We start from the raw sequence: 19,162 nt of genomic DNA, 5'->3' as shown, positions 1-19,162 counted from the left end.
CTACGGCGCATGCCTCGTCGCACACCACGCACCCCGGCTATGGTCCCACCATAAATTGCATCGGAGCCTGTTTTCATGAGACGATTTTTCCTCGGGCTTGCCACCGTCGCAGGCCTGTTCCTTGCATCCTCCCAAGCCTGGTCGGCCGACAAACTCCTCAATGCGTCCTATGACGTCGGCCGCGAACTGTTCGTGCAGGTGAACAAGGCCTTCATCGCGCAGCATCCGGGCGTCACGGTCGATCAGTCGCATGCCGGCACTTCGGCGCAGGCGCGTGCCATCGCCGAGGGCCTTGGCGCCGATGTCGTTACCTTCAACCAGGTCACCGACATCGACTTCCTGGTCAAGAAGGACCTCGTCTCGGCCGACTGGCAAAAGGATTTTCCCGACAACGCCTCGCCCTTCTATTCGCTGCCGTCCTTCCTTGTCCGCGCGGGCAATCCCAAGCATATCAAGGACTGGAACGATCTCGTGCGCGACGACGTGCAGGTGATTTTCCCAAATCCGAAAACCTCCGGCAATGCGCGCTACACCTATCTGGCGGCCACCGCCTACGCCAAGGAAGCCTTCAAGGGCGACGAGGCCAAGGTGAAGGAGTTCATCACCAAGCTTTTCAACAACGTGCCGATTTTCGACACCGGCGGCCGCGCCGCGACCACCACCTTCGTGCAGCGCGAGATCGGTGATGTGCTGATCACCTTCGAGTCGGAGACGCGCGGCATCCGCAAGGAGTATGGCGACGGCAAATTCGAGCAGGTCACTCCGACGGTCAGCCTGCTGGCCGAATTCCCCGTCGCGATCGTCGACAAGGTTGCCGACGAGCACGGCACGCGCGATCTGGCCAAGACCTATCTCGACTTCCTCTACACGCCGGAGGGCCAGGACATCGCCGCCCGCAACGGCCTCAGAGCCCGCGACGCCGCTGTGGCGGCAAAATACAAGGCCGATTTCCCCGATATCCGGCTGCTGACGGTGGAAGACGTCTTCGGCGGCTGGGACAAAGTGCAGAAAGAGCATTTCGCCGCTGGCGGCCTGCTCGACCAGACCTACGGCAGCCGCTGAAGGCCGCGATATCTGCGCAGTTGACGGAAAAGCCGGCGCCCTGCCGGCTTTTTTCGTTTTGAACGCCGAAAACCTGGTTATCAGCGGAATATCCGCCTTCTCAGTGCAAAACGTTACAAAGAATCAACGCGTTTGTGCCTAACTGCAATCCGGCGGCTTGTTTTCGCGAAACATCATCGCGCGGCGAAAACGTCATTATTTGCACACAAACAGTCGCCAGATGCGAGTGGTTGGGGCTTCAATGGGTTGATCTGGGCATGCTGACGAAAAAAGGCAAATACGGCCTCAAGGCCCTAGTGCATCTGTCCGGCCTGCCGGCCGGCCAATTGGCTTTCGTCAATGACATCGCGGTGGCCAACAACATCCCGAAGAAATTCCTCGATGCCATCCTTGGCGAGTTGCGCAATGCCGGCTTCGTTCAGAGCCGCAAGGGCAAGGAAGGCGGCTATCGCCTCGCCCGGCCGGCCTCCGAAATCAAGATCGGCCACGTCGTGCGCGTGCTTGATGGGCCGCTGGCGCCGATCCCTTGCGCCAGCCGCACGCAGTATCAGCGCTGCGAGGATTGCGACGAGGCGACCTGCCAGGTCCGCCACATGATGCTGGAGGTGCGGCAGGCGATCGCCGAAGTGCTGGACAATCGCAGCCTTGCCGCCATGCGCGACGCCGACAATGACGATTTCCCGGTTGAACTGACGTCGCAGATATAAACCACTGCAAGCTGACCGCGCTCAGACAGATGTGAGATTCGTGCGTTGAAGGAGGGAGTTCTCCGAATCTCGGGTTTCGAAGCTCGAAATCACGGAAAACCCCATGCAGTTTTGGCCTACCCGTTCACATTTGACGCAGCCTCGAATACAGCGCGTGCGGACGTCGTACCCGCTACATGCTCCGTACCCGCCACACCGAGGTCCATCCATCCTGCATTCACGGCCTCGTACGTTTCTTCGGCAGGTCCGCTGTGGCCCCTCGGGATGCCGAATTGTTCGAGCGCTTCCGCCCACCCTGCACGCGGGATTGCAAAGGCTTTCACGTCGAGGTTCAGGACTTCACCCAACTGCTCCGCGACTTCATCCGCGCTGACCATCGAACCAAGCTCGACGATGCGCTGCCCTGACCACGTTGGCCCGGTCAAAAGCGTTGCGAATTCCGCGCCGATGTCGTTCGTCGCGACCATGGTCGATTTCCGGTTTGTCGGATTGTAGAAAGCCGGCAGCGTTCCGCCCTGCGCGACCTGCAACCCGAAAAGAACATTCTCGAAGAATCCGCCTGCGCGCACAAAAGCAACTGGCGATCTCAGGTCGCGAAAACCTTGCTCCAGAAGGGACAAGGCCGCGATCACCCCGTGCCCGCTGGTTCTGTTCGCGCCCATCGACGAAAGCGCAACCACTCGCGGCGGCGCTGCCTTGGTGAGCGCCTCGACATAGCTTGCAATGACGCCCTTTGCTTCCTTGTAATCGGGCGAAGGCGCCCAGACAGGAGGCAGCATGACGAACGCGCCTTCGACGCCTTCGAGCGCCCGCTCGATGGTTGCCGAATCATTCCAATCGCCGTCAACCAGCTCCACGCCCCGGTTCGCCCAGCTCAACGCTTTCTCGCGGTCGCGGACCAGCGCGCGCACCTTTTTGCCTAGCGCTAGCAAATGCCTTGCCGTCGCGCCGCCCACGTTTCCGGTGATTCCCATTACTAAGAACATGTGTTTTCTCCTGATGTTGAGGGACAGAACTGCCCCTGTTGGTTCAATGGATGAGCGGCAGAATGGCCCGGATACGGGGATCGCGCAGATAGAGGCCGCCCCAGGTCATCGCGCCCAGAAGCAGGGAAATGATTTCCGGCGGCGATCCCAACTCACCGATGCGGAGATGGGCGCAGATGGCACCTCCCAAAAAGCCCGTCACCAGGATCGCGCCGAGGACGGCGGTGACCGGGATGGCGTAGAGGATGGCGCAGGCGAGGATGATCGGACCCACGACGCGCGTCAGATCCATCGCGAACCCGGTTTCCTGCAACATGCTCGCGACCCGTGCCGGCGCGAAAAGCTGAACAGTGCCGTCTGCCATCAAAGCGATAACGACAAACGCGCTCATTATCCGGCCGGCCCACAGGGCGCGATGCAAGGTCATAGTTCCCGGTGTCTGATGCGGGTTCACAGTTTCGGACACTTGTCATTCTCCGATGGGGAGATCCCATATTCGAAGCTTACTGTGCCTCTCAGGCGTGATAAACACCGAGGAAATGAACCGACTGTTCTCTTTTTGGGGAACAATACCGGGGCACGAAAATACAAAATCTCGAACCCATCCTCATTTTCATAACGGTAGCGGAAATGGGGAGCTTCACCCGCGCAGCCGACAGCCTTGGCATCCAAAAGGGGAGAGCCTCAACGGCGGTCCGGAAGCTGGAAGAAGATCTCGGTGTCAGGCTCCTGCACCGGACGACGCGCAGCGTGCGGTTGACGGAAGACGGACGTGCATTTCATGCCCGTGCCCGCGATCTGCTCGCTGAAGTCGATGATCTGCACTCGATGTTCGCAGGCGATCGCGTGGCACTTCGCGGGCGTTTGCGAGTCGACCTTCCGACCGAAGTGGCGCGCACAACGATCGTGCCGGCCTTGCCGGATTTCATGGCGGCGCACCCCCAATTGGAGCTGGAGGTGTCGAGTACGGACCGGCAAGTCGATCTGGTTCAAGAGGGGTTCGATTGTGTATTGCGGCTTGGACCCATTCGCGACGAAACGCTGATCGCCCGCCCGTTGGGCCTGTTGCGCATGGCCAACGCTGCCAGTCCCGCCTATCTGGCGCGCCATGGCGTCCCTCGGTCGCTGGAAGATCTCCAGCGTCAGGAACATAGGACAATTCACTTTTCGACGGTGCTGGGCGCGAGACCCTATGGATGGGAATATCCGGACGGCGACAGCTACGCGACGCTTCAGTTGCCAGGTGCGCTGCACGTCAACAGCGCGCAGACCTACGAAGCCGCCGCCCTCGCCGGCCTTGGTGTGATTCAGGCGCCACTTTTGGGCATTGGCCGATACTTGGAGAGTGGAGCGCTTGTCGAGATCATACCCGATTTTCGTCGACGGGCGCTCGCCGTATCCCTCGTCGTTGCACATCGGAGCAATCTGTCGCGCCGAGTCCGCGCATTCATGAAATGGATCGAAGATGTGCTGACGCCGTATATGGAATAGCGACTGCCGGTCAGCGATCAGCGGTCCGGCGTCGCGGGCGCCAGCTCGCGTTGCACACGCCTGTCCCCCAGGTATAGGGCAAGCGAAATTTGCAGAAGTCTTGAGCGCGGACATGACCTTGCACGTCCCAAGCCGACGCAGTAAAGCGGGGTTCGAAGAACGGGCTGGACCGATGAGGCTTTGGTGGTTCGCAAAATCCCGCAAGGCCGCCCGCAAGCTGCCATCGGCAGCCAGTTTCCGCACTGAAATCATCGCCGACGTCTTCGTCCCGGAACGGGCGGAGGACGTCCGCTTCTTCAGCCGCAAGCTGGTTCACCCCGGCCGGTTTCGCCGCTTTTCCAACAAGGACCTTCGCGAAGGCCTGCTGTCCGTCTTCTATCTCGTGGTGGCAGCGGCGCTGCCGGTGCGCTGGTGGGCGCCGATCTGCGGCCGCATATCGAGGGTTCGCCTCAAGCGCCATATGCGCAAGGAATTCCCGGCCTACGCGGCCGCGACACGCGCGGTGCTTGGCGATGGCATCGATACATGCAAGCTGTTCGAGGGATTGCTGGCGGCGCGCCATCGGCGCCGCCTGCAACTTGCCGCACATCTGGTGGCTGGCCGCTGGTCGCCGACGATCCGGCTGGAGGGACTGGAGGGGCTGCGGTCGGCCTTGCAGCGCGGCCACGGCGCCATCCTCTGGTGCGATCAATTCACCGCCCAGACCATCATCGGCAAGCGCGCGCTATACGAGGCCGGTGTCGAGGCGCATCAGGTGAGCGTCAACACCCACGGTATTTCCGAAAGCGCGTTCGGCCTGCGTTTCCTCAACCCGCCGCTAGTCAATGTCGAAAACCGGTTCCTGAAAAGCCGGGTCGTCTTTGATCGTGACGACGCCTATCAGGTCACCATCCGCATCCAGAAGATCCTGAAGCAGAATGGCGTGGTGACGATGACCAACACCGTCCATGCCGGCACGACTTTCACCGAGGCAGCCATGGGCGAAAGCGGCTGGACGCATCTCGCCTCGGCGCCGGCGAATTTTGCCGCCAGGGGCCGAACCGCCCTGTTTGCCATGTCGACCTTCGAAGTGGTTCCCTTCATCGAGTACCAGGCCGTGCTCTGCCCCGAGTTGACGCCGGAGGCGTCTGTCACCCCGGCGACGGACATGGCCAGGGATGGCGCCAAGAACATGACTGTGCAGGCGCACTACATCCTGCTCAAGCGCGACCGCTTGCTGGAGGCGCTGAGGCTCTACCCCGAGCAGATGCTGACGTGGTCCCGCCGGCAGCGGCTGACCGAGGCGCCGGACAGCACCGGCATCGGAATGGATGAAGGCTCATGACCGGCGTATCAGGCGGACCGCGGCAGCGACGAGCTCACCGACCGGACGTGTGGCATCGAGTGTCAAGGCGCGCTCTTCCGCAACCGGCGGCTCGAGGATGGCGAACTGGCTGTCGACCAGGCTTGCCGGCATGAAATGGCCTTTGCGGCTGCCGACACGCTGCCTGGCCGTGGCAGGGTCGATCTTCAAATAGAGGAAGACGATTTCCGGGCAGAAGCTGCTCAGCCGGTCGCGGTAGCTGCGCTTCAGTGCCGAGCAGGCGGCAACCACGCCCTGTCCGCTGCCCACAGACTCCGCGATGCGCTCGCCGATCGCGTCGAGCCAGCCTTCGCGCAGTTGATCGGTAAGCGGTTCGCCGCTTGCCATGCGTGCGACGTTTTCCGGCGGGTGCAGCCTGTCGCCCTCGATGAAGGTAACACCCAGCGCGGCCGCCAGCGCAATACCGACGGCCGACTTGCCGCAGCCGGCGACGCCCATCACCACGATGGCCGGAGGCACCGAGCCGGGAGCGCCCGCTGGCGCCTGTGCTGCCTTTTCGTCCACGGTCAGCGGCTTGCCGGCGCGCGGCCGTAGAGCAGCAGCATGGCGACAATGACGACGCCGTAAATGATCTGCCGCCCCGCCTCCGGCATCTGCATGACGGAGAGGATGGACTGCAGCAGCGTGATGAGGATGACACCGGCGACCGTGCCGAGATAGGAGCCGCGCCCGCCCAGGATCGAGGTGCCGCCAAGCACCACCGCGGCGATCGACGGCAGCAGATAAGCGTCGCCCATCGACTGCGCCGCCTTGGAGGCATAGCCAGCCAGAAGCACGCCGCCGAAAGCCGAGAGCCCGCCGGAGACGGCGAAGGCGACCATCACCACGCGCCGCGTATCGATGCCGGAGAGATACGCCGCGCGTTCGCGGTTGCCGATGCCGTAGACGGTGCGGCCGAAGCTGGTACGGGTCAGCACGAACACCATCGCGGCTCCGATCAGCACCCAGATGATGACCGCGTTGGGCACGCCCGGAATGGCGAAGCCGGTCGCCAGGTAGCGCATCGCGCCCGTTGCCGAATCCTGCGGCGAGAAGCCGCCTGTGTAGACCACCATCAGCCCTTGCGCGACAGCGTTGGTGGCCAATGTGATGATCATCGAGGGGATGCGCAGATAGGCGACGCCGATGCCGTTGACGACGCCGATCAGCATGCCGCAGAAAATACCGAACGGCATGGCCAGCGCCACGCCGACCGGGCCGTACGCCGCCGCAGCGCAGGCCATCATGGCGCCCGCTGCCACCGCCCATGGCACCGACAGGTCGATCTGGCCGAGCAGGATGACCAGCATCATGCCGGTTGCGATGACGCCGAGGAACGAAGCCACCTTGAGCTGCTGCAGAAGATATTCAGGCGACAGGAAGCTTCTGGAATAGAGGCTGCCCAGGAACAGCAAGAGAACGATGCAGGCAAAGGCCGTCAGCACCGCCGGATCGGCGCGGCGGATGAATCTGGGCATGCGGCCGGCAATGCCGCCAAGTGTCGTTTCGCTCACAGGAACCACTCCAGCCGGTTGCGGACCCGAAACAGGGCGAAGGCGCCGAGGCTGACGGCGACCAGCAGGATAACGCCCTGGAACAGCGGCTGCCAGAGCGGATCGAAATCGAAGACGAAGAGCAGGTCGCCGATGGTGCGGAAAGCCAGCGCGCCGAAGATCGCACCGATAGCGCTGCCCTTGCCCCCGAACAGCGAGACGCCGCCGAGCACCACGGCGGCGATCGAAAACAGCGTGTAGGCATTGCCGCTGGCATAGGCCGCCTCGCCCGTATAGGTGAAGAAGGTCAAAAACAGGCCGCCGATCGCCGCCAGCAATCCGGCCAGCGTGTAGGCAGCGAACTTGCCGCGCCGGATCGGCACGCCGGACATGTAGGCCGCCGTCTCCGATGATCCGGCCGCGTAAGCCGCGCGGCCAAGTACCGAGCGGCTGAATGGCACCCAGATCACCAGCACGATGGCGAACAGGACGACCAGGCTCGCCGGCACCACGCCGAACACACGGCCGGTCAGCGCATCGGCCAGATCCTCATTGACCGAGCCGCCCGGAAATGGCCGCAGCAAAAGGCCGATGCCGTAATAGACGGCGCCAGTGGCAATGGTGGCGACGATCGGCTGCAGCCGGCCATAGATGACGATGGCGCCGTTGATCGCGCCGCACAGCAGCCCCACCGCCAGCACGGCGATGACACCGAGCGTCGTCTGCATCGGCGTGCCGACCACCAGCCAGGAGGCGAGGCAGTTGGTGAGCAGGAAGATCATACCGACGGACAAGTCGATGCCGGCGGTGATCACCACCAGCGTCTGCGCCATGGCGACAAAGGCGAGCAGCACGCCCTTGTTCGACGCCGTCTGCACGACATTGGCGGTGAAGCCCGCCGGATGGTTTGAGGTGTAGATGACGAACATGACGATGAAGATGCCGAGCGCCAGCAGAGTTCCGCGCTGCTCGGCCAGCCAGTAGCGCCAATCTTTCACGCGCTTGCTCCCAGGCCCACCGGGCTCTCCTCGCCATGGATGTTGAGCGCGCTTGATATCAGCGCCCGCTCGGTGATCTCGGCACCGACCAACTCGCGCTTGACCGCCCCGTCATAGAGCACCAGCACGCGATCGCAGCAGCCGATCAGTTCATCATAGTCGGTCGAGTAGAACAGGATCGCAGCACCCGCGTCGGCCAGTTTGCGCATCAGCTGGTACAGCTCCTGCTTGGTGCCGACGTCGATGCCGCGCGTCGGATCGTTGAGCAGGATGATGCGCGGCTGGCGCATCAGCCATTTGGCGATGACCACTTTCTGCTGGTTGCCGCCCGAAAGCGCGCCGACCGGAATGTCGAGGCCTGCCGTCTTGATCGCCAAAAGGCCGACCATGTCGTCGATCAGCCGCTGCTCGGCGGCGCGATCGATGATGCCGGCTTTCGACAGCCGGTCGAGCGCCGCGAAGGACAGGTTCTCGCGCACCGTCATCGGCAGCATCAGGCCTTCAGTCTTGCGGTCCTCGGGGATGAGCGCCATGCCGATGCCGTCGTCGCGCGCAACGGATGGGCTGGTGATCGACACCGGCTTGCCGTCGATCAGGATCTGGCCGCTGAGGCCCCGCAGCACGCCGAAGAAGGCGAGCAGCAATTCGCGCTGGCCCTGACCGTCGAGGCCGCCAATGCCGACCACCTCACCTGCCCTGACGGTCAGCGAGATGTCGTGCAGCCGGTCGGCCCAGGAGAGCTTGCGGGCCTCTAACCTGGGGGCTGCGGTGGCAGGCACCGCCGCCGGCTTGGGCGGAAAGATATGGCTGTATTCGCGACCGATCATCAGTTCGACCACTTCGTTGTCGCTCTTTGTGCCTGCCTTGTAGCTGGCGACATTGCGGCCGTTGCGAAACACCGTGCAGTGGTCGGCAAGCTCGGCGATCTCGTTCATGCGGTGCGAGATGTAAAGCAGCGCCAGCCCTTCCGAGCGCAATCGCTTGAGCACGCTGAAGATCTTGGCAACGTCGGTCGCGGTCAGTGCCGAGGTCGCCTCGTCGAGGATCAGGATGCGCGGCTTCCTGGCCAGCGCCTTTGCGATCTCGACCATTTGGCGGCGTGACAGCGGCAGGTCCTTGACCAGCGCCAGCGGGTGGATATCGGCGGCGCCCGCGCGTGCCAGCGCCTCCTCGGCGATGCGGCGCTGCGCCTTGCGGTCGATCATGCCAAAACGCTTCGGCGGATCGGAAATGACTATGTTGTCGGCAACGCTGAGTTCGGGAACCAGCGACAGTTCCTGGAAGATGCAGACGATACCGGCCTTATTGGCCGCGCCTGGCGAGGCGAATGTCACTTCGCGTCCATCCAGCGTCATGCGCCCTTCGTCGGGCGCGACGACGCCCGCCATAACCTTGATCAGCGTCGATTTGCCGGCGCCGTTTTCGCCGAGAATGGCGTGAATGCTGCCGGATGAGACCGAAAGCTCGGCCTTTTCCAACGCCCGCACACCACCATAGCGCTTGGATATGCCTTCCATCCGGAAGAGCGGAACCATACCGTCCATCGGCCCTCCCGAGGCACTTTTGACGACCAGGGATATCGAATGGCCGGCGCCGCGGGAGATCCCGCGGCGCCTTGTATGCTGCCTATTGGTCCGCCTTGGTCTGGCCCATGATTTCCTGCGCCGTGAAATTGATGCCGCAGGTCGGGAAGGAGTTGCCGACGAAGAAATTGTCAGACTGGTCGGGGAAGAAATCCTGACCGGCTTTGAAGTTCGGATCCTCGACAATCGCCAGCGGCAGTTTGACCGCTTGCGGAACGACATTGCCTTCGAGTGCGGCAATCGCCGTCTTGATGGCAACCGCCACCTGGGCCGGACCGGTGCCGGCCGATGAGCATTTCAGCCCGTCCGCAGCATGAGCGGCGCAGAACTTGCGGAAGCCATTCTCGGTCTCGCCGCCGAACGGCACGAAGGGATGCTTGGCATCGATCATCGCCTGCACGATGCCGGTGTCGCCACCCTGTCCGGTCACGCCGTCGAAGGGGCCGTTGGTTGCGATGGCGTCGGCCGAGGCCTTTTGCGCCACGCCGTCATCCCATTTGCCGACCACCTCGGTGACCTCCCACTTCTTCCCGGACGCGTCGAGAGCCTCATGGATACCGTTGTGGCGGTCGGTGTCGACCGATGTCCCGGCAACGCCGCGCACTTCGAGCACCTTGCCGCCATTCGGCACATGCGTGACCAACCATTTGCCCCACAGCTCGCCAAGACCTTTCTGGTCGACGTTGACGTTGATGGCGTCCTTGGTGTCGAGAATGTTGTCGAAGGCAACCAGAATGACACCGGCTTCCTTGGCGCGCTTGATCACCGGCCCGAAAGCGGTCGGGTTCTGGGCGTTGACCACGATCGCGTCATAGCCGGAATCAATGAAGTTATTGATTGCCGAGATCTGTGCCGGCACGTCTTCTCCGGTCGAGACGACCTTGAATTCCTTCAGCTTTGCAGCAACGTCCTTCTGGGCTGCATAGGCCTTCGCAGTCTGCACCATCTGGATACGCCACGTGTTGGCGATATAGCCGTTGGCGAGCGCAATGCGGTAAGGGCCGTCCTTCTTGGGGAACTTGAAGAACTGCGTATCCGCAGCCCAGGGTGCGAAGCAATCCGGCTCGGCCGCTGGACCCTTGACGATTTCGGGGCCCGCAGCAATCGCCGACGAGCTCAACATGACGAATGCAGTGGCGGCAACGATGCCACCAACAAGTGACTTGATCATCGATATTCCTCCCAATTGCAGTTCTGTTTGTTATTTGACTTTGCGAAGTCTCGCGCGATGCCCGGCACCTCCTGCCTTGGCCACGCTTTCATTGGTCGGTGAATGGCCGACCCGGTTCCTCCCCTTGTCCCCGTCAGCAAAGCTGAAACTATCATATTATCCATAATAAACAAGTATCAGTTGTCGCTTATGTATAATAAACAGGCGTTATCTCTCCCACATGCGCCTGTCAAACAAGGATGGTAGCGCTACCAAACTGGCGTGTAAACCGGCATTCGCACAGTCGCTTCTGTGCGTTTCAACGCGCCGTGCTCTCGCGGCGCTTGAGCTCGAAACCGAGGTCGACGATCCGTTGCTCCGGTCTGTTGCCGGCGATCGCCGCCAGCGCCATGGCGACGGCACGCCGGCCGATCTCATAACGATGGGTGCGGATGCTGGTGACCGAAGGAAACGCCACCTGCATCATGTCGAGATCGTTGAAACCGACGATGCCGATCGTCGTCGGCACCGCGATCGAGGCTCGATGGCATTCGAACAAGACGCCGAGCGCGATGTCGTCATTGTTGCAGAAGACACCGTCGAGTGTCGGCACCTTGGCCAGCGCGTCGCGGAACATCTCGCGGCCGAGCGACACGCTGGACAGCACCGGCGTGGTGGTGACGAGGCGCGGGTCGAACAGGCCCGCGGCCTCCATCGCCGCGCGATAGCCGGCAAGGCGCCGCTGCGAACGCGGGTCCATGCGTGCGCCGATGAAGCCGATGCGGCGATAGCCGGCCTCGATCAGATGCTCGGTCGCCGCCCTGCCGCCATCGAGATGCGAGAAGCCGACCATCATGTCGACCGGATCTGGACCGGTTTCCATGACCTGCACCACGGGGCAGCCGGCACTTTCCAGCAGCTTTCGCGAGGCCGGTGTCTGATCGATGCCGGCGACGATCAGCGCAGCTGGCCGCTGCGAACCGAACAGCTGCAGCAGCCGCTCTTCCTCGAGGCCGGAATAGTGGGTGTTGCCAAGCTGGATGCGGAACGGGCTGGCCGACAGGCTGTCATAGATGCCGCGCACCACCTCGGCGAAGACGTTGTTGGTGAGCGACGGCACCAGCACGCCGAACACCTCGGCGCGCGCCGAGGCCAGCGCCCGCGCATTCGGGTCCGGCACGTAGCCCAGTTCGTCGACAGCGGCCTGGATCTGGCGGCGCAATTCTTCGGAGACACGCTCCGGCTCGCGCAAGGCGCGCGACACGGTAATGGCGCCGACGCCGGCCTTGCGCGCGACATCCGCGATGGTCGGGCGGCCGCCGCCCCGGCGCGAGCGCGGCTTGGTCAAGGACGCACTCCTGGCGACTGGCTTGTGCAGCCAAGCGCCTTTAGAACCATATTCAGGGTCTTTGCCACCGTCGTCATGCCAAACCGGCCTGTTGCCGCACCCATTCGCCTTCCGGCGTCGCGCAGCCTTGGGTGGTTGTCAAGCCGCGCAGCTCCCGGACCATTGGGCACGGTGAGCTCACGCCATCACGGCTGTGCTGCGCCGTGCCTTCCAGAACAGCAGCCCGATCGCCACCAGGTTCAGCAAATTCCACGCGATGCCGTTGAGGAATGCGGCGGCGTAGGAACCGGTCAAATCGTAGATCCAGCCCGACATCCAGCCGCCGATCGCCATGCCGAAGATGGTCGCCATCATGACGATACCGATACGCTGGCCGGCCTCGTTGGCCGGCATGTAATCGCGCACGATGATCGCGTAGCAAGGCACGATGCCGCCCTGCGACAGGCCGAACACCAGCGACACCACATAGAGCGAGGCAAGCCCGTCGAACGGGATATAGAACAGGAGCGACAGACACTGCAGCACCGAGCCGATCATCAATGTCCACACAGCGCCGATACGGTCGGCGAGAAAGCCGGACGCCAGCCGGCTGACGACGCCGCCTGCCATCATGATCGACAGCATGTCGGCGCCATGCGCCACGCCGTAGCCGAGATCCATGCAATAGGCGACGATATGCACTTGCGGCATCGACATCGCCACGCAGCAGCCGAGCCCGGCGACGACCAGCAGCACCTGCAAGGCCGCCGGCGACAGCGAGATCGGCTGCACCGACCGGCTTCCGGGCGAACCCGCGACGGCCGCCGCCGGGGCACCGCGCCGCAGCATCAGCACCAGCGGCACCATTGTCACCAGGCAGAAGATGCCGATTGCCGCATAGGTGAAGCGCCAGCCTTCCGCCTTCATCAGCGTCGGCATGATGGTCGGCCACAACGCCCCGGCAAGGTAATTGCCGGCCGCCGCCGCCGTGACCGCGACACCGCGACGACGGTTGAACCAGTGCGAGATATCGGCGATCAGCGGCCCGAAGATCACCGACGTGCCGACACCGATCAGCACTCCTTGGGCAAGCGTGAATTGCAGGATCGAGGTGGACAGCGCCGCGAGCAGCAGGCCGGCGGAAAGCGCAATCGAAGAGAGCAGCGCCGGGATCCAGTAACCCATCCGGTCGATGGCGCGGCCGACCAGCACGTTGCCGGCGGCGAAACCGACCATGGTCGCGGTGTAAGGCATGGACGCCGCGGCGCGGTCGACGCCGAACTCGGCCTGCACCGCGGGCAGCACGACGACGACAGCCCACATGCCCACGGCGCCGATCGTCGCCAGCAGCATCGAGATGGCAAGCCGCATCCAGGCATAGGAGCTGTCGATGCCGGGGCCGGGCTGGATGCTGTCGGTTCGGGTCAAGGCGTTTCCTGTCGGCGGTCTCGGAGATCGGCTGCCGTTTGCGCCACTATCGGCGCATTCTCAGGCCGCAGCAGCGCCACAGCGGGCAAATCCGTGGCTCCAGAGCCAGGCCGGAACCGATGCCGATGTGCAGAGTTTTCACGGCAACCCACCCTGCAAAGGAGTCCAGCGATGACCGCCACCAGGAAAAAATGGTCGGCCGAGGTGACCGAGCACAGCAACGCAATGGATCTTGAGGATCACGTCTTCGAATCCGACGACGCCAGGAAGATCGCCGGCTCGCTGAAACGATCCGCCGAACACAGCCACAGGCGCAAGGCCGAGCCTTTCCAATCCGCCATGTCGATGCTGAATTTTTACATCAACCGCGCCGGCAAGAACTTGCCTGCCGCGCGCAAAAAAGTGCTTGAGGACGCCAAGGACGAACTGCGCAGCGCCTTCGGACGTGACAAGGATGATTAGCGGCGGCCGGCCCTACCGGGCGCGGATGACGCCGTCTGTGTTGGCGAGCAGTTTGCGCACTGCATTGCGCGCGGCGTCGGGGCGCTGCAGGCGGATGTTCTTCTCGATCGCCTCGTGCAGCTTCTGCGCGTGGTTGAGATCGTCGATCTCCCGCGTCGTATAGGCAAAGAGGTGATCGAACGCGGATTCGATCAGTACGCCGAGCGGCACCAGAAGGTCGTTGCCCGAAGCCCGCAGGATGGCAAGATGGAAGCGCGTGTCGGCGCGGGTCCGCTCCTGCAGGCTCGTCGCCTCTCCCATCTCCCGGCAGGCCAGGCTGATCTCAGCCATCTGCTCGTCGGTTCTTCGCATGGCGGCAAAGGCGGTCGCTTCCGGCTCGATGATGTGGCGGAATTCCTGCACCGTCTTGAGGAACACTTCGCGGTCCGGCGACGTCGCGTACCAGGCAAGCACATCGCGATCGAGCAGGTTCCAGCGTTCCTTCGGCTCGACCCAGCTGCCGATCTTGGGGCGTGAGGCCAAAAGGCTCTTGGCCATCAGCATCTTGATGGCTTCGCGCACCGCCGAGCGGCTGACGCTGAAGGTCTCCGACCATTTCGCTTCATTGGGCAGGATAGTGCCGGGCGGATAGTCGCCGCGCACGATCCTGAGGCCGATTTCGCTGGCCAGCGAGGCGTGGACGCTGGAGCCTGGAATACGCGCGGCGTCCGCGCGGCGAACGCCGCCCGGACGGTCCCCGGAGGCCGCTTTCCCCAACGATTTTTCCTTGTTCGGCTTCGCGTCCCGCATGGGTTCCAGAAAGTCCGTATTAAGCAGGCTGTCAAGCGCGGCAAGCGGCTTGCACCGCAAAGCCGCCCGCTGTGCACAGATCAGCCCCGGTCCGCCGCTTGATTGGCATGTCGATATTCAAGTCAGGCCGAGCCGAGAATGATGGATTTCGAGAACCGGAGCGCAGCGTACTTTTGGGTACGTGAGCACAGTTCTACCGCAACGCGGTAGAACGGGAAGCGCAGAAAGCCGTCATTCGCAGGCCGGCATCACCTGAATGTCGACATGCCTAGGCCTGTTTGACGTATTTGCGCCAACTATGCTCCGGGCGGAAGCCCAGCACGTCGCGCGCCTTGCGGTTGGAGAGCAGCGTCTCGTATTCGCCGAGCTCGGCCTTGACCGGCACGCCGGGGTAGAACCGCTTCAGGAGTTCGGCGGTCGGCAGGTCGGACGAGGTGTCGTCATTGGCCGCGTTGAACACCTGATAGCCGAGCCCGTCCTTCTCGATGGCGCGCAGCGTGATCTGGCCGAGGTCGCGCGCGTCGACATAGCTCCAGGCGATGCGCTTGCGGAAACCCGGATCGGCGAACCATTTCGGAAACAGCGAATATTCGTGCGGCTCGATGACGTTGCCGATGCGCAGGGCGTAGATGTCGGTGCCGTTGCGTTGCGCAAAGGCCCGCGCCGTTTTCTCGTTGACGACCTTGGACAAAGCATAGCTGTCCATCGGATCGACATCATACTCCTCGTCGAGAGGGAAATATTTGGGATCGCGCGGCTCGTTGGCGAACACAAGCCCATAGGTCGTCTCGCTGGAGGCGATGATAATTTTGCGGATACCGAGCTTCACCGCCGCCTCGATGACATTGTAGGTGCCGAGCGCATTGATGCGAAACACCTCGTTGTCGGTGGTGATCATGATGCGCGGGATGGCAGCGAAATGCACCACCGCATCGACCGGCTGCGGGCGCAGCGAGGGGTCGAATTCATGCAGGCCCATATAGCTCGACAGTGCGTTGAACACCTGCCCGCTGTCGGTGATGTCGGTGATCAGCGTGCGCACCTTGGGATTGTCGAGCGGCTTGGTGTCGATGTTGAGCACCTGGCAGCCTTGCTCGACCAGATATTGGACGACATGGCGTCCGGCCTTGCCGCTGCCGCCGGTGAACATGATCCGCTTCGTCATTTTGCTCTCCACATCCTCAGGAATTTATGTGTATTGTCAGACAATATCGCCATCCGCAACCACCTCGCCTGCAAAACGGCAGCGCCTGACATCAATCATTGCAACAGGACTTGAAGACATGAACACGACTGCCGCGAGCGAAAAGATCGGCTTCATCGGGCTTGGCCTTATGGGCCACGGGATCGCCAAGAACATCGTCGACAAGGGCTACAGCCTGACCTTCCTCGGCCGCAAGAACCGCAAACCGGCGGAAGACCTGCTTGGCCGCGGCGCCACGGAAGCATCGACCTCGCGCGATGTGGCGGCGGCATCTGATATCGTCTTCATCTGCGTCACCGGTTCGCGCGAGGTCGAAGCCATCATTCGCGGCCCCGGCGGCCTCAAGGAGGGCTTGAAAAAGGGCTCGGTCGTCGTCGACTGCTCGACCTCCGATCCGGTCTCGACGGTGGCGCTGGCAGCGGAACTCAAGGCGCTCGGAATCGATTTTGTCGACGCGCCGCTCAGCCGCACGCCGAAGGAAGCCTGGGAAGGCACGCTCGACGCCATGGTCGGCGCGCCGGACGCCCTCTTTGCCAGGGTGAAGCCGGTGATCGAAACCTGGGCCGGCCGCATCGTCCATATCGGCGACACCGGCGACGGCCATCGCATGAAGCTGCTCAACAATTTCATCTCGCTCGGCTACGCCGCGATCTATTCCGAGGCGCTGGCGCTGGCTGAGAAGGTCGGCATCTCGCCGCCGCGCTTCGACAGCGTCATTCGCAATGGCCGCATGGATTGCGGCTTCTACCAGACCTTCATGCGCTGGACGCTGGAAGGTGACCGCGACGCGCACAAATTCACCATCGCCAATGCCTTCAAAGACCTGACCTATCTGGAATCGATGGCGGGTGCGGCCGGTATTGCCAATCCGCTCGGCAACGCCACCAAGAACTCCTTCGCCGGTGCCCATGCAACCGGGCCGGCCGAGCAATTCGTGCCGATGCTGGCTACGCATATCGCTGGGGTGAACGGTGTCGACCTGATGCCGATGAAGGATGGCAAGAAGCAGACCATTTGACCGATTACCCAACCCTGGCGCCGGTCACCGCCTCCACCGCCCTATCCCATCGTCGGTATCTGCAAGCAGCTTGTGCACGGCGTTGCGCGCGGCGGCTGGGCGCTGCAGGCGGATGTTCTTTTCGATCGCCTCATGCAGCTTCTGCGCCTGGCGCTGATCGGCGACCTGCTGTGTCGTGAATGCGAAGAGATGGTCGAGGGCCGACTCGATCAGCACGCCGAGCGGCACCAGGAGGTCGTTGCCGGAGGCGCGCAGGATGGCCAGATGAAAGCGCGTATCGGCGCGGATACGCTCCTGCAGGCTCAAGGCCTCGCCCATCTCGCGGCAGGCCTGGCTGATTTCCGCCATTTGCTCGTCGCTGCGCCGTATGGCGGCAAAGGCCGACGCTTCCGGTTCGATGATATGACGAAACTCCTGCACGGTTCGCAGGAACGCCTCGCGGTCGGGCGCCGTCGCGTACCAGGCCAGCACGTCGCGATCGAGCAGGTTCCAGCGCTCCTTCGGCTCGACCCAGCTGCCGATCTTGGGGCGTGAGGCCAGCAGGCTTTTCGCCATCAGCATCTTGATGGCTTCGCGCACCGCCGAACGGCTGACATTGAAGATCTCGGCCCATCTGGACTCGTTGGGCAGGATGGTGCCGGGCGGATAGTCGCCACGCACGATCCGCAGGCCAATCTCGCCGGCCAGCGAGACATGGACGCTCGCTCCCGCAAAATGCGCGGCACCGGCCTTGCGCATGACAGCCGGGCCGTGGCTGGCTTGTGCCTTGGCCCGGTCGGTTTGCTTGCTTGACTTCTCGTCCGGCATCCACGTTCCAATGCGTCGACCGTCTGTCGTCCGGATTGAGCCGAACCGCACGGGCGCCGATCTCGTTGCCGAAAAATCCAGATCACGGGCACGGCAAAGCCGGAGCCGGTTGCCCCAACCATTGCGTCCGTTCGGGAATTATCGCTTCCGTTCAGGAATGACGGGGCGCCCGCAACCGGGCGCCCCGAAATCGAGAACCTACTTCTGGATGCAGGTGTCGACCGTATCCTTGGTGCACTCGTCGAGGCCGGTGAACACCGGATCGGCGACTGCCTTGCCTTCGATCAGGTCGATCATCACCGACGGTGCCTTGTAACCCATTTCGAACGGCCGCTGACCGACCAGAGCCGTCACGAGGCCGTCACGAGCGATCGCCACTTCGTCGCCGATCGTGTCGGCGGCGCCGATGACGAAGTCGTTGCTGGCGATCCGGTCCTTGAGCGGCCCGAACAGATCGCGATAGGGCTGCGGCGCGCCGAACAGCGGCCAGCCGCCCATGATGCCGAAGGCGTCCAGCTTGGGGTTGGCGGCGAGGATGTCGGTCATCGCTTGTACGCCCTTGGCGCCGTCGTCATTGGTGAACACCGGGCAGCCGGCGACTTCGGTCCAGCCACCTTCACCGGCAAGTGCGGCAAGGCCTTCCTTGCCCGACAGTGCGTCACGCATGCCTTGCGCACGGCGCAGGATGTTGTCGGCTGCCGGGTTGCCTTCGATGGTGCAGATCGTGCCACCATTCGGCTTGCCCTTCTTGATGTACTCGCCGATCTTCTTGCCCATCAGGTAATTGTCGGTACCGAGATAGGTCTTGCGAAGACCTGCGTCTTCCTTGCTGAGATCGGCATCGACCGTCATGATCGGGATCGTCGGATTGGCGCTCTTGATCGTCTGCGCGATCAGCGGCGCATTGGACGGCGAGATGGCCATCGCCACCGTGTCGGCCTTGCTCAGCATGTCCTGGACGATCTGCGCCTCGCCGGCCTCGTCCGAAGTCGACGCCGGACCGGTGTAGAAGCATTCATACTCCGAGCTGGCGTTTTCCTTGTTCCATTTCTCGCAGCCCTGGTGGATGGCCTCGAAGAACGGATTGTCGAGACCTTTCACGACAATGACGAGCTGTTTCTTGGCCAAAGCCGGCCCGGCACCCAACGCCATTGCGGCGACGGCGGCGAGCAAAAGTGTCTTCCTCATGTCAGTCCTCCCTTGAAACAAACGGACACGGCGTGCCCGCCATACAGATCGACCGGATGCGTGATGACCGAGGGTCGTTTCGAGCGCTCGTGTCGCCAGGACAGATCGATAAGCATTTCCAGATTCG

The 19,162-nt window shown here is 63.0% G+C and carries 19 protein-coding genes; 6 read left to right on the top strand and 13 right to left on the bottom strand.

Translation table 11 applies throughout. From position 1 onward, the window contains the following. Positions 1-75 precede the first annotated feature (75 nt). Together AC0L2U_RS00185 and AC0L2U_RS00180 are read left to right on the top strand one after the other, a co-directional pair. Positions 76-1,062: a sulfate ABC transporter substrate-binding protein gene (locus AC0L2U_RS00185; protein ID WP_127271870.1), complete on the top strand. Its 987-nt coding sequence runs from the start codon at positions 76-78 to the stop codon at positions 1,060-1,062. Positions 1,063-1,319: 257 nt separating this feature from the next. After that, the gene (locus tag AC0L2U_RS00180) at positions 1,320-1,769 is read left to right on the top strand and encodes an RrF2 family transcriptional regulator (protein WP_013530871.1); all 450 of its coding nucleotides are present in this window, start codon (positions 1,320-1,322) and stop codon (positions 1,767-1,769) included. Positions 1,770-1,885: 116 nt separating this feature from the next. Here the strand turns inward: AC0L2U_RS00180 and AC0L2U_RS00175 are convergent, their stop codons facing one another. Both AC0L2U_RS00175 and AC0L2U_RS00170 read right to left on the bottom strand, forming a co-directional pair. After that, on the bottom strand, positions 1,886-2,755 hold the full coding sequence (locus tag AC0L2U_RS00175; protein WP_473601255.1) for an NmrA family NAD(P)-binding protein: 870 nt from the start codon (positions 2,753-2,755) through the stop codon (positions 1,886-1,888). 43 nt (positions 2,756-2,798) lie between these two features. Continuing rightward, positions 2,799-3,221 carry a DoxX family protein gene (locus AC0L2U_RS00170; protein ID WP_128288625.1) on the bottom strand — a complete coding sequence of 141 codons (423 nt, stop codon included), beginning with the start codon at positions 3,219-3,221 and terminating at the stop codon, positions 2,799-2,801. Positions 3,222-3,340: 119 nt separating this feature from the next. On the opposite strand from AC0L2U_RS00170, the gene AC0L2U_RS00165 reads away from it, so the two are divergent. Together AC0L2U_RS00165 and AC0L2U_RS00160 are read left to right on the top strand one after the other, a co-directional pair. Beyond that, positions 3,341-4,246, top strand: a complete 906-nt coding sequence (locus AC0L2U_RS00165) for a LysR family transcriptional regulator (RefSeq protein ID WP_127809942.1) — start codon at positions 3,341-3,343, stop codon at positions 4,244-4,246. 172 nt (positions 4,247-4,418) lie between these two features. After that, positions 4,419-5,570, top strand: a complete 1,152-nt coding sequence (locus tag AC0L2U_RS00160) for a hypothetical protein (protein WP_128288626.1) — start codon at positions 4,419-4,421, stop codon at positions 5,568-5,570. On the opposite strand, the gene AC0L2U_RS00155 is transcribed toward AC0L2U_RS00160, so the two are convergent. The 7 genes from AC0L2U_RS00155 to AC0L2U_RS00125 all read right to left on the bottom strand — a co-directional run bounded on the left by AC0L2U_RS00155 (position 5,565) and on the right by AC0L2U_RS00125 (position 13,567). After that, entirely contained in the window at positions 5,565-6,113 is a 549-nt protein-coding gene (locus AC0L2U_RS00155; RefSeq protein ID WP_128288627.1) for a gluconokinase, read from the bottom strand. The genes AC0L2U_RS00160 and AC0L2U_RS00155 overlap by 6 nt on opposite strands. A 2-nt stretch (positions 6,114-6,115) precedes the next feature. Beyond that, complete coding sequence (locus AC0L2U_RS00150; RefSeq protein ID WP_128288628.1) at positions 6,116-7,102, bottom strand: ABC transporter permease; 987 nt, start codon at positions 7,100-7,102, stop codon at positions 6,116-6,118. Continuing rightward, the gene (locus AC0L2U_RS00145) at positions 7,099-8,079 is read right to left on the bottom strand and encodes an ABC transporter permease (RefSeq protein ID WP_128288629.1); all 981 of its coding nucleotides are present in this window, start codon (positions 8,077-8,079) and stop codon (positions 7,099-7,101) included. Before AC0L2U_RS00145 ends, AC0L2U_RS00150 begins: the two co-directional genes overlap by 4 nt. Continuing rightward, positions 8,076-9,623 carry a sugar ABC transporter ATP-binding protein gene (locus AC0L2U_RS00140; RefSeq protein ID WP_127396020.1) on the bottom strand — a complete coding sequence of 516 codons (1,548 nt, stop codon included), beginning with the start codon at positions 9,621-9,623 and terminating at the stop codon, positions 8,076-8,078. The genes AC0L2U_RS00145 and AC0L2U_RS00140 overlap by 4 nt, the downstream gene beginning before the upstream one ends. 82 nt (positions 9,624-9,705) lie before the next feature. Then, positions 9,706-10,833 carry a sugar ABC transporter substrate-binding protein gene (locus AC0L2U_RS00135; protein ID WP_127322625.1) on the bottom strand — a complete coding sequence of 376 codons (1,128 nt, stop codon included), beginning with the start codon at positions 10,831-10,833 and terminating at the stop codon, positions 9,706-9,708. Positions 10,834-11,131: 298 nt separating this feature from the next. Further along, a complete protein-coding gene (gntR, locus tag AC0L2U_RS00130) occupies positions 11,132-12,160 on the bottom strand; it encodes an HTH-type transcriptional regulator GntR (protein ID WP_127396021.1) in 1,029 nt (342 codons plus the stop codon). A gap of 177 nt (positions 12,161-12,337) precedes the next feature. Next, positions 12,338-13,567, bottom strand: coding sequence for an MFS transporter (locus AC0L2U_RS00125; RefSeq protein ID WP_127809937.1), 1,230 nt, complete (start codon positions 13,565-13,567; stop codon positions 12,338-12,340). A 171-nt stretch (positions 13,568-13,738) separates the two neighbouring features. On the opposite strand from AC0L2U_RS00125, the gene AC0L2U_RS00120 reads away from it, so the two are divergent. After that, positions 13,739-14,029, top strand: a complete 291-nt coding sequence (locus AC0L2U_RS00120; RefSeq protein ID WP_127270870.1) for a DUF3175 domain-containing protein — start codon at positions 13,739-13,741, stop codon at positions 14,027-14,029. 12 nt (positions 14,030-14,041) lie between these two features. Here the strand turns inward: AC0L2U_RS00120 and AC0L2U_RS00115 are convergent, their stop codons facing one another. Both AC0L2U_RS00115 and AC0L2U_RS00110 read right to left on the bottom strand, forming a co-directional pair. Then, complete coding sequence (locus AC0L2U_RS00115; RefSeq protein ID WP_023813240.1) at positions 14,042-14,818, bottom strand: FadR/GntR family transcriptional regulator; 777 nt, start codon at positions 14,816-14,818, stop codon at positions 14,042-14,044. Between the two features lie 268 nt (positions 14,819-15,086). Further along, positions 15,087-15,983 carry an NAD-dependent epimerase/dehydratase family protein gene (locus tag AC0L2U_RS00110; RefSeq protein WP_128288631.1) on the bottom strand — a complete coding sequence of 299 codons (897 nt, stop codon included), beginning with the start codon at positions 15,981-15,983 and terminating at the stop codon, positions 15,087-15,089. Between the two features lie 118 nt (positions 15,984-16,101). On the opposite strand from AC0L2U_RS00110, the gene AC0L2U_RS00105 reads away from it, so the two are divergent. Further along, positions 16,102-17,040 (top strand): NAD(P)-dependent oxidoreductase, encoded by a 939-nt coding sequence (locus AC0L2U_RS00105; protein WP_127331723.1) that lies wholly within the window; start codon positions 16,102-16,104, stop codon positions 17,038-17,040. A gap of 24 nt (positions 17,041-17,064) precedes the next feature. Here AC0L2U_RS00105 and AC0L2U_RS00100 read toward each other — a convergent pair whose 3' ends face one another. Together AC0L2U_RS00100 and AC0L2U_RS00095 are read right to left on the bottom strand one after the other, a co-directional pair. After that, positions 17,065-17,847 carry a FadR/GntR family transcriptional regulator gene (locus AC0L2U_RS00100; protein ID WP_127396613.1) on the bottom strand — a complete coding sequence of 261 codons (783 nt, stop codon included), beginning with the start codon at positions 17,845-17,847 and terminating at the stop codon, positions 17,065-17,067. Between the two features lie 198 nt (positions 17,848-18,045). Next, positions 18,046-19,035, bottom strand: a complete 990-nt coding sequence (locus AC0L2U_RS00095; protein WP_127396614.1) for a sugar-binding protein — start codon at positions 19,033-19,035, stop codon at positions 18,046-18,048. Between the last annotated feature and the right edge of the window lie 127 nt (positions 19,036-19,162).

It is taken from the genome of Mesorhizobium sp. WSM4808, from assembly GCF_055811675.1.
This window is presented reverse-complemented; position numbering and strand designations above follow the sequence as displayed.

Coding starts and splice junctions, on each gene's coding strand:
- AC0L2U_RS00185 (WP_127271870.1), top strand. CDS start 76: ATGAGACGATTTTTCCTCGGGCTTGCCACCGTCGCAGGCCTGTTCCTT.
- AC0L2U_RS00180 (WP_013530871.1), top strand. CDS start 1,320: ATGCTGACGAAAAAAGGCAAATACGGCCTCAAGGCCCTAGTGCATCTG.
- AC0L2U_RS00175 (WP_473601255.1), bottom strand. CDS start 2,755: ATGTTCTTAGTAATGGGAATCACCGGAAACGTGGGCGGCGCGACGGCA.
- AC0L2U_RS00160 (WP_128288626.1), top strand. CDS start 4,419: ATGAGGCTTTGGTGGTTCGCAAAATCCCGCAAGGCCGCCCGCAAGCTG.
- AC0L2U_RS00140 (WP_127396020.1), bottom strand. CDS start 9,623: ATGGACGGTATGGTTCCGCTCTTCCGGATGGAAGGCATATCCAAGCGC.
- AC0L2U_RS00135 (WP_127322625.1), bottom strand. CDS start 10,833: ATGATCAAGTCACTTGTTGGTGGCATCGTTGCCGCCACTGCATTCGTC.
- AC0L2U_RS00120 (WP_127270870.1), top strand. CDS start 13,739: ATGACCGCCACCAGGAAAAAATGGTCGGCCGAGGTGACCGAGCACAGC.
- AC0L2U_RS00115 (WP_023813240.1), bottom strand. CDS start 14,818: ATGCGGGACGCGAAGCCGAACAAGGAAAAATCGTTGGGGAAAGCGGCC.
- AC0L2U_RS00110 (WP_128288631.1), bottom strand. CDS start 15,983: ATGACGAAGCGGATCATGTTCACCGGCGGCAGCGGCAAGGCCGGACGC.
- AC0L2U_RS00105 (WP_127331723.1), top strand. CDS start 16,102: ATGAACACGACTGCCGCGAGCGAAAAGATCGGCTTCATCGGGCTTGGC.
- AC0L2U_RS00100 (WP_127396613.1), bottom strand. CDS start 17,847: ATGCCGGACGAGAAGTCAAGCAAGCAAACCGACCGGGCCAAGGCACAA.
- AC0L2U_RS00095 (WP_127396614.1), bottom strand. CDS start 19,035: ATGAGGAAGACACTTTTGCTCGCCGCCGTCGCCGCAATGGCGTTGGGT.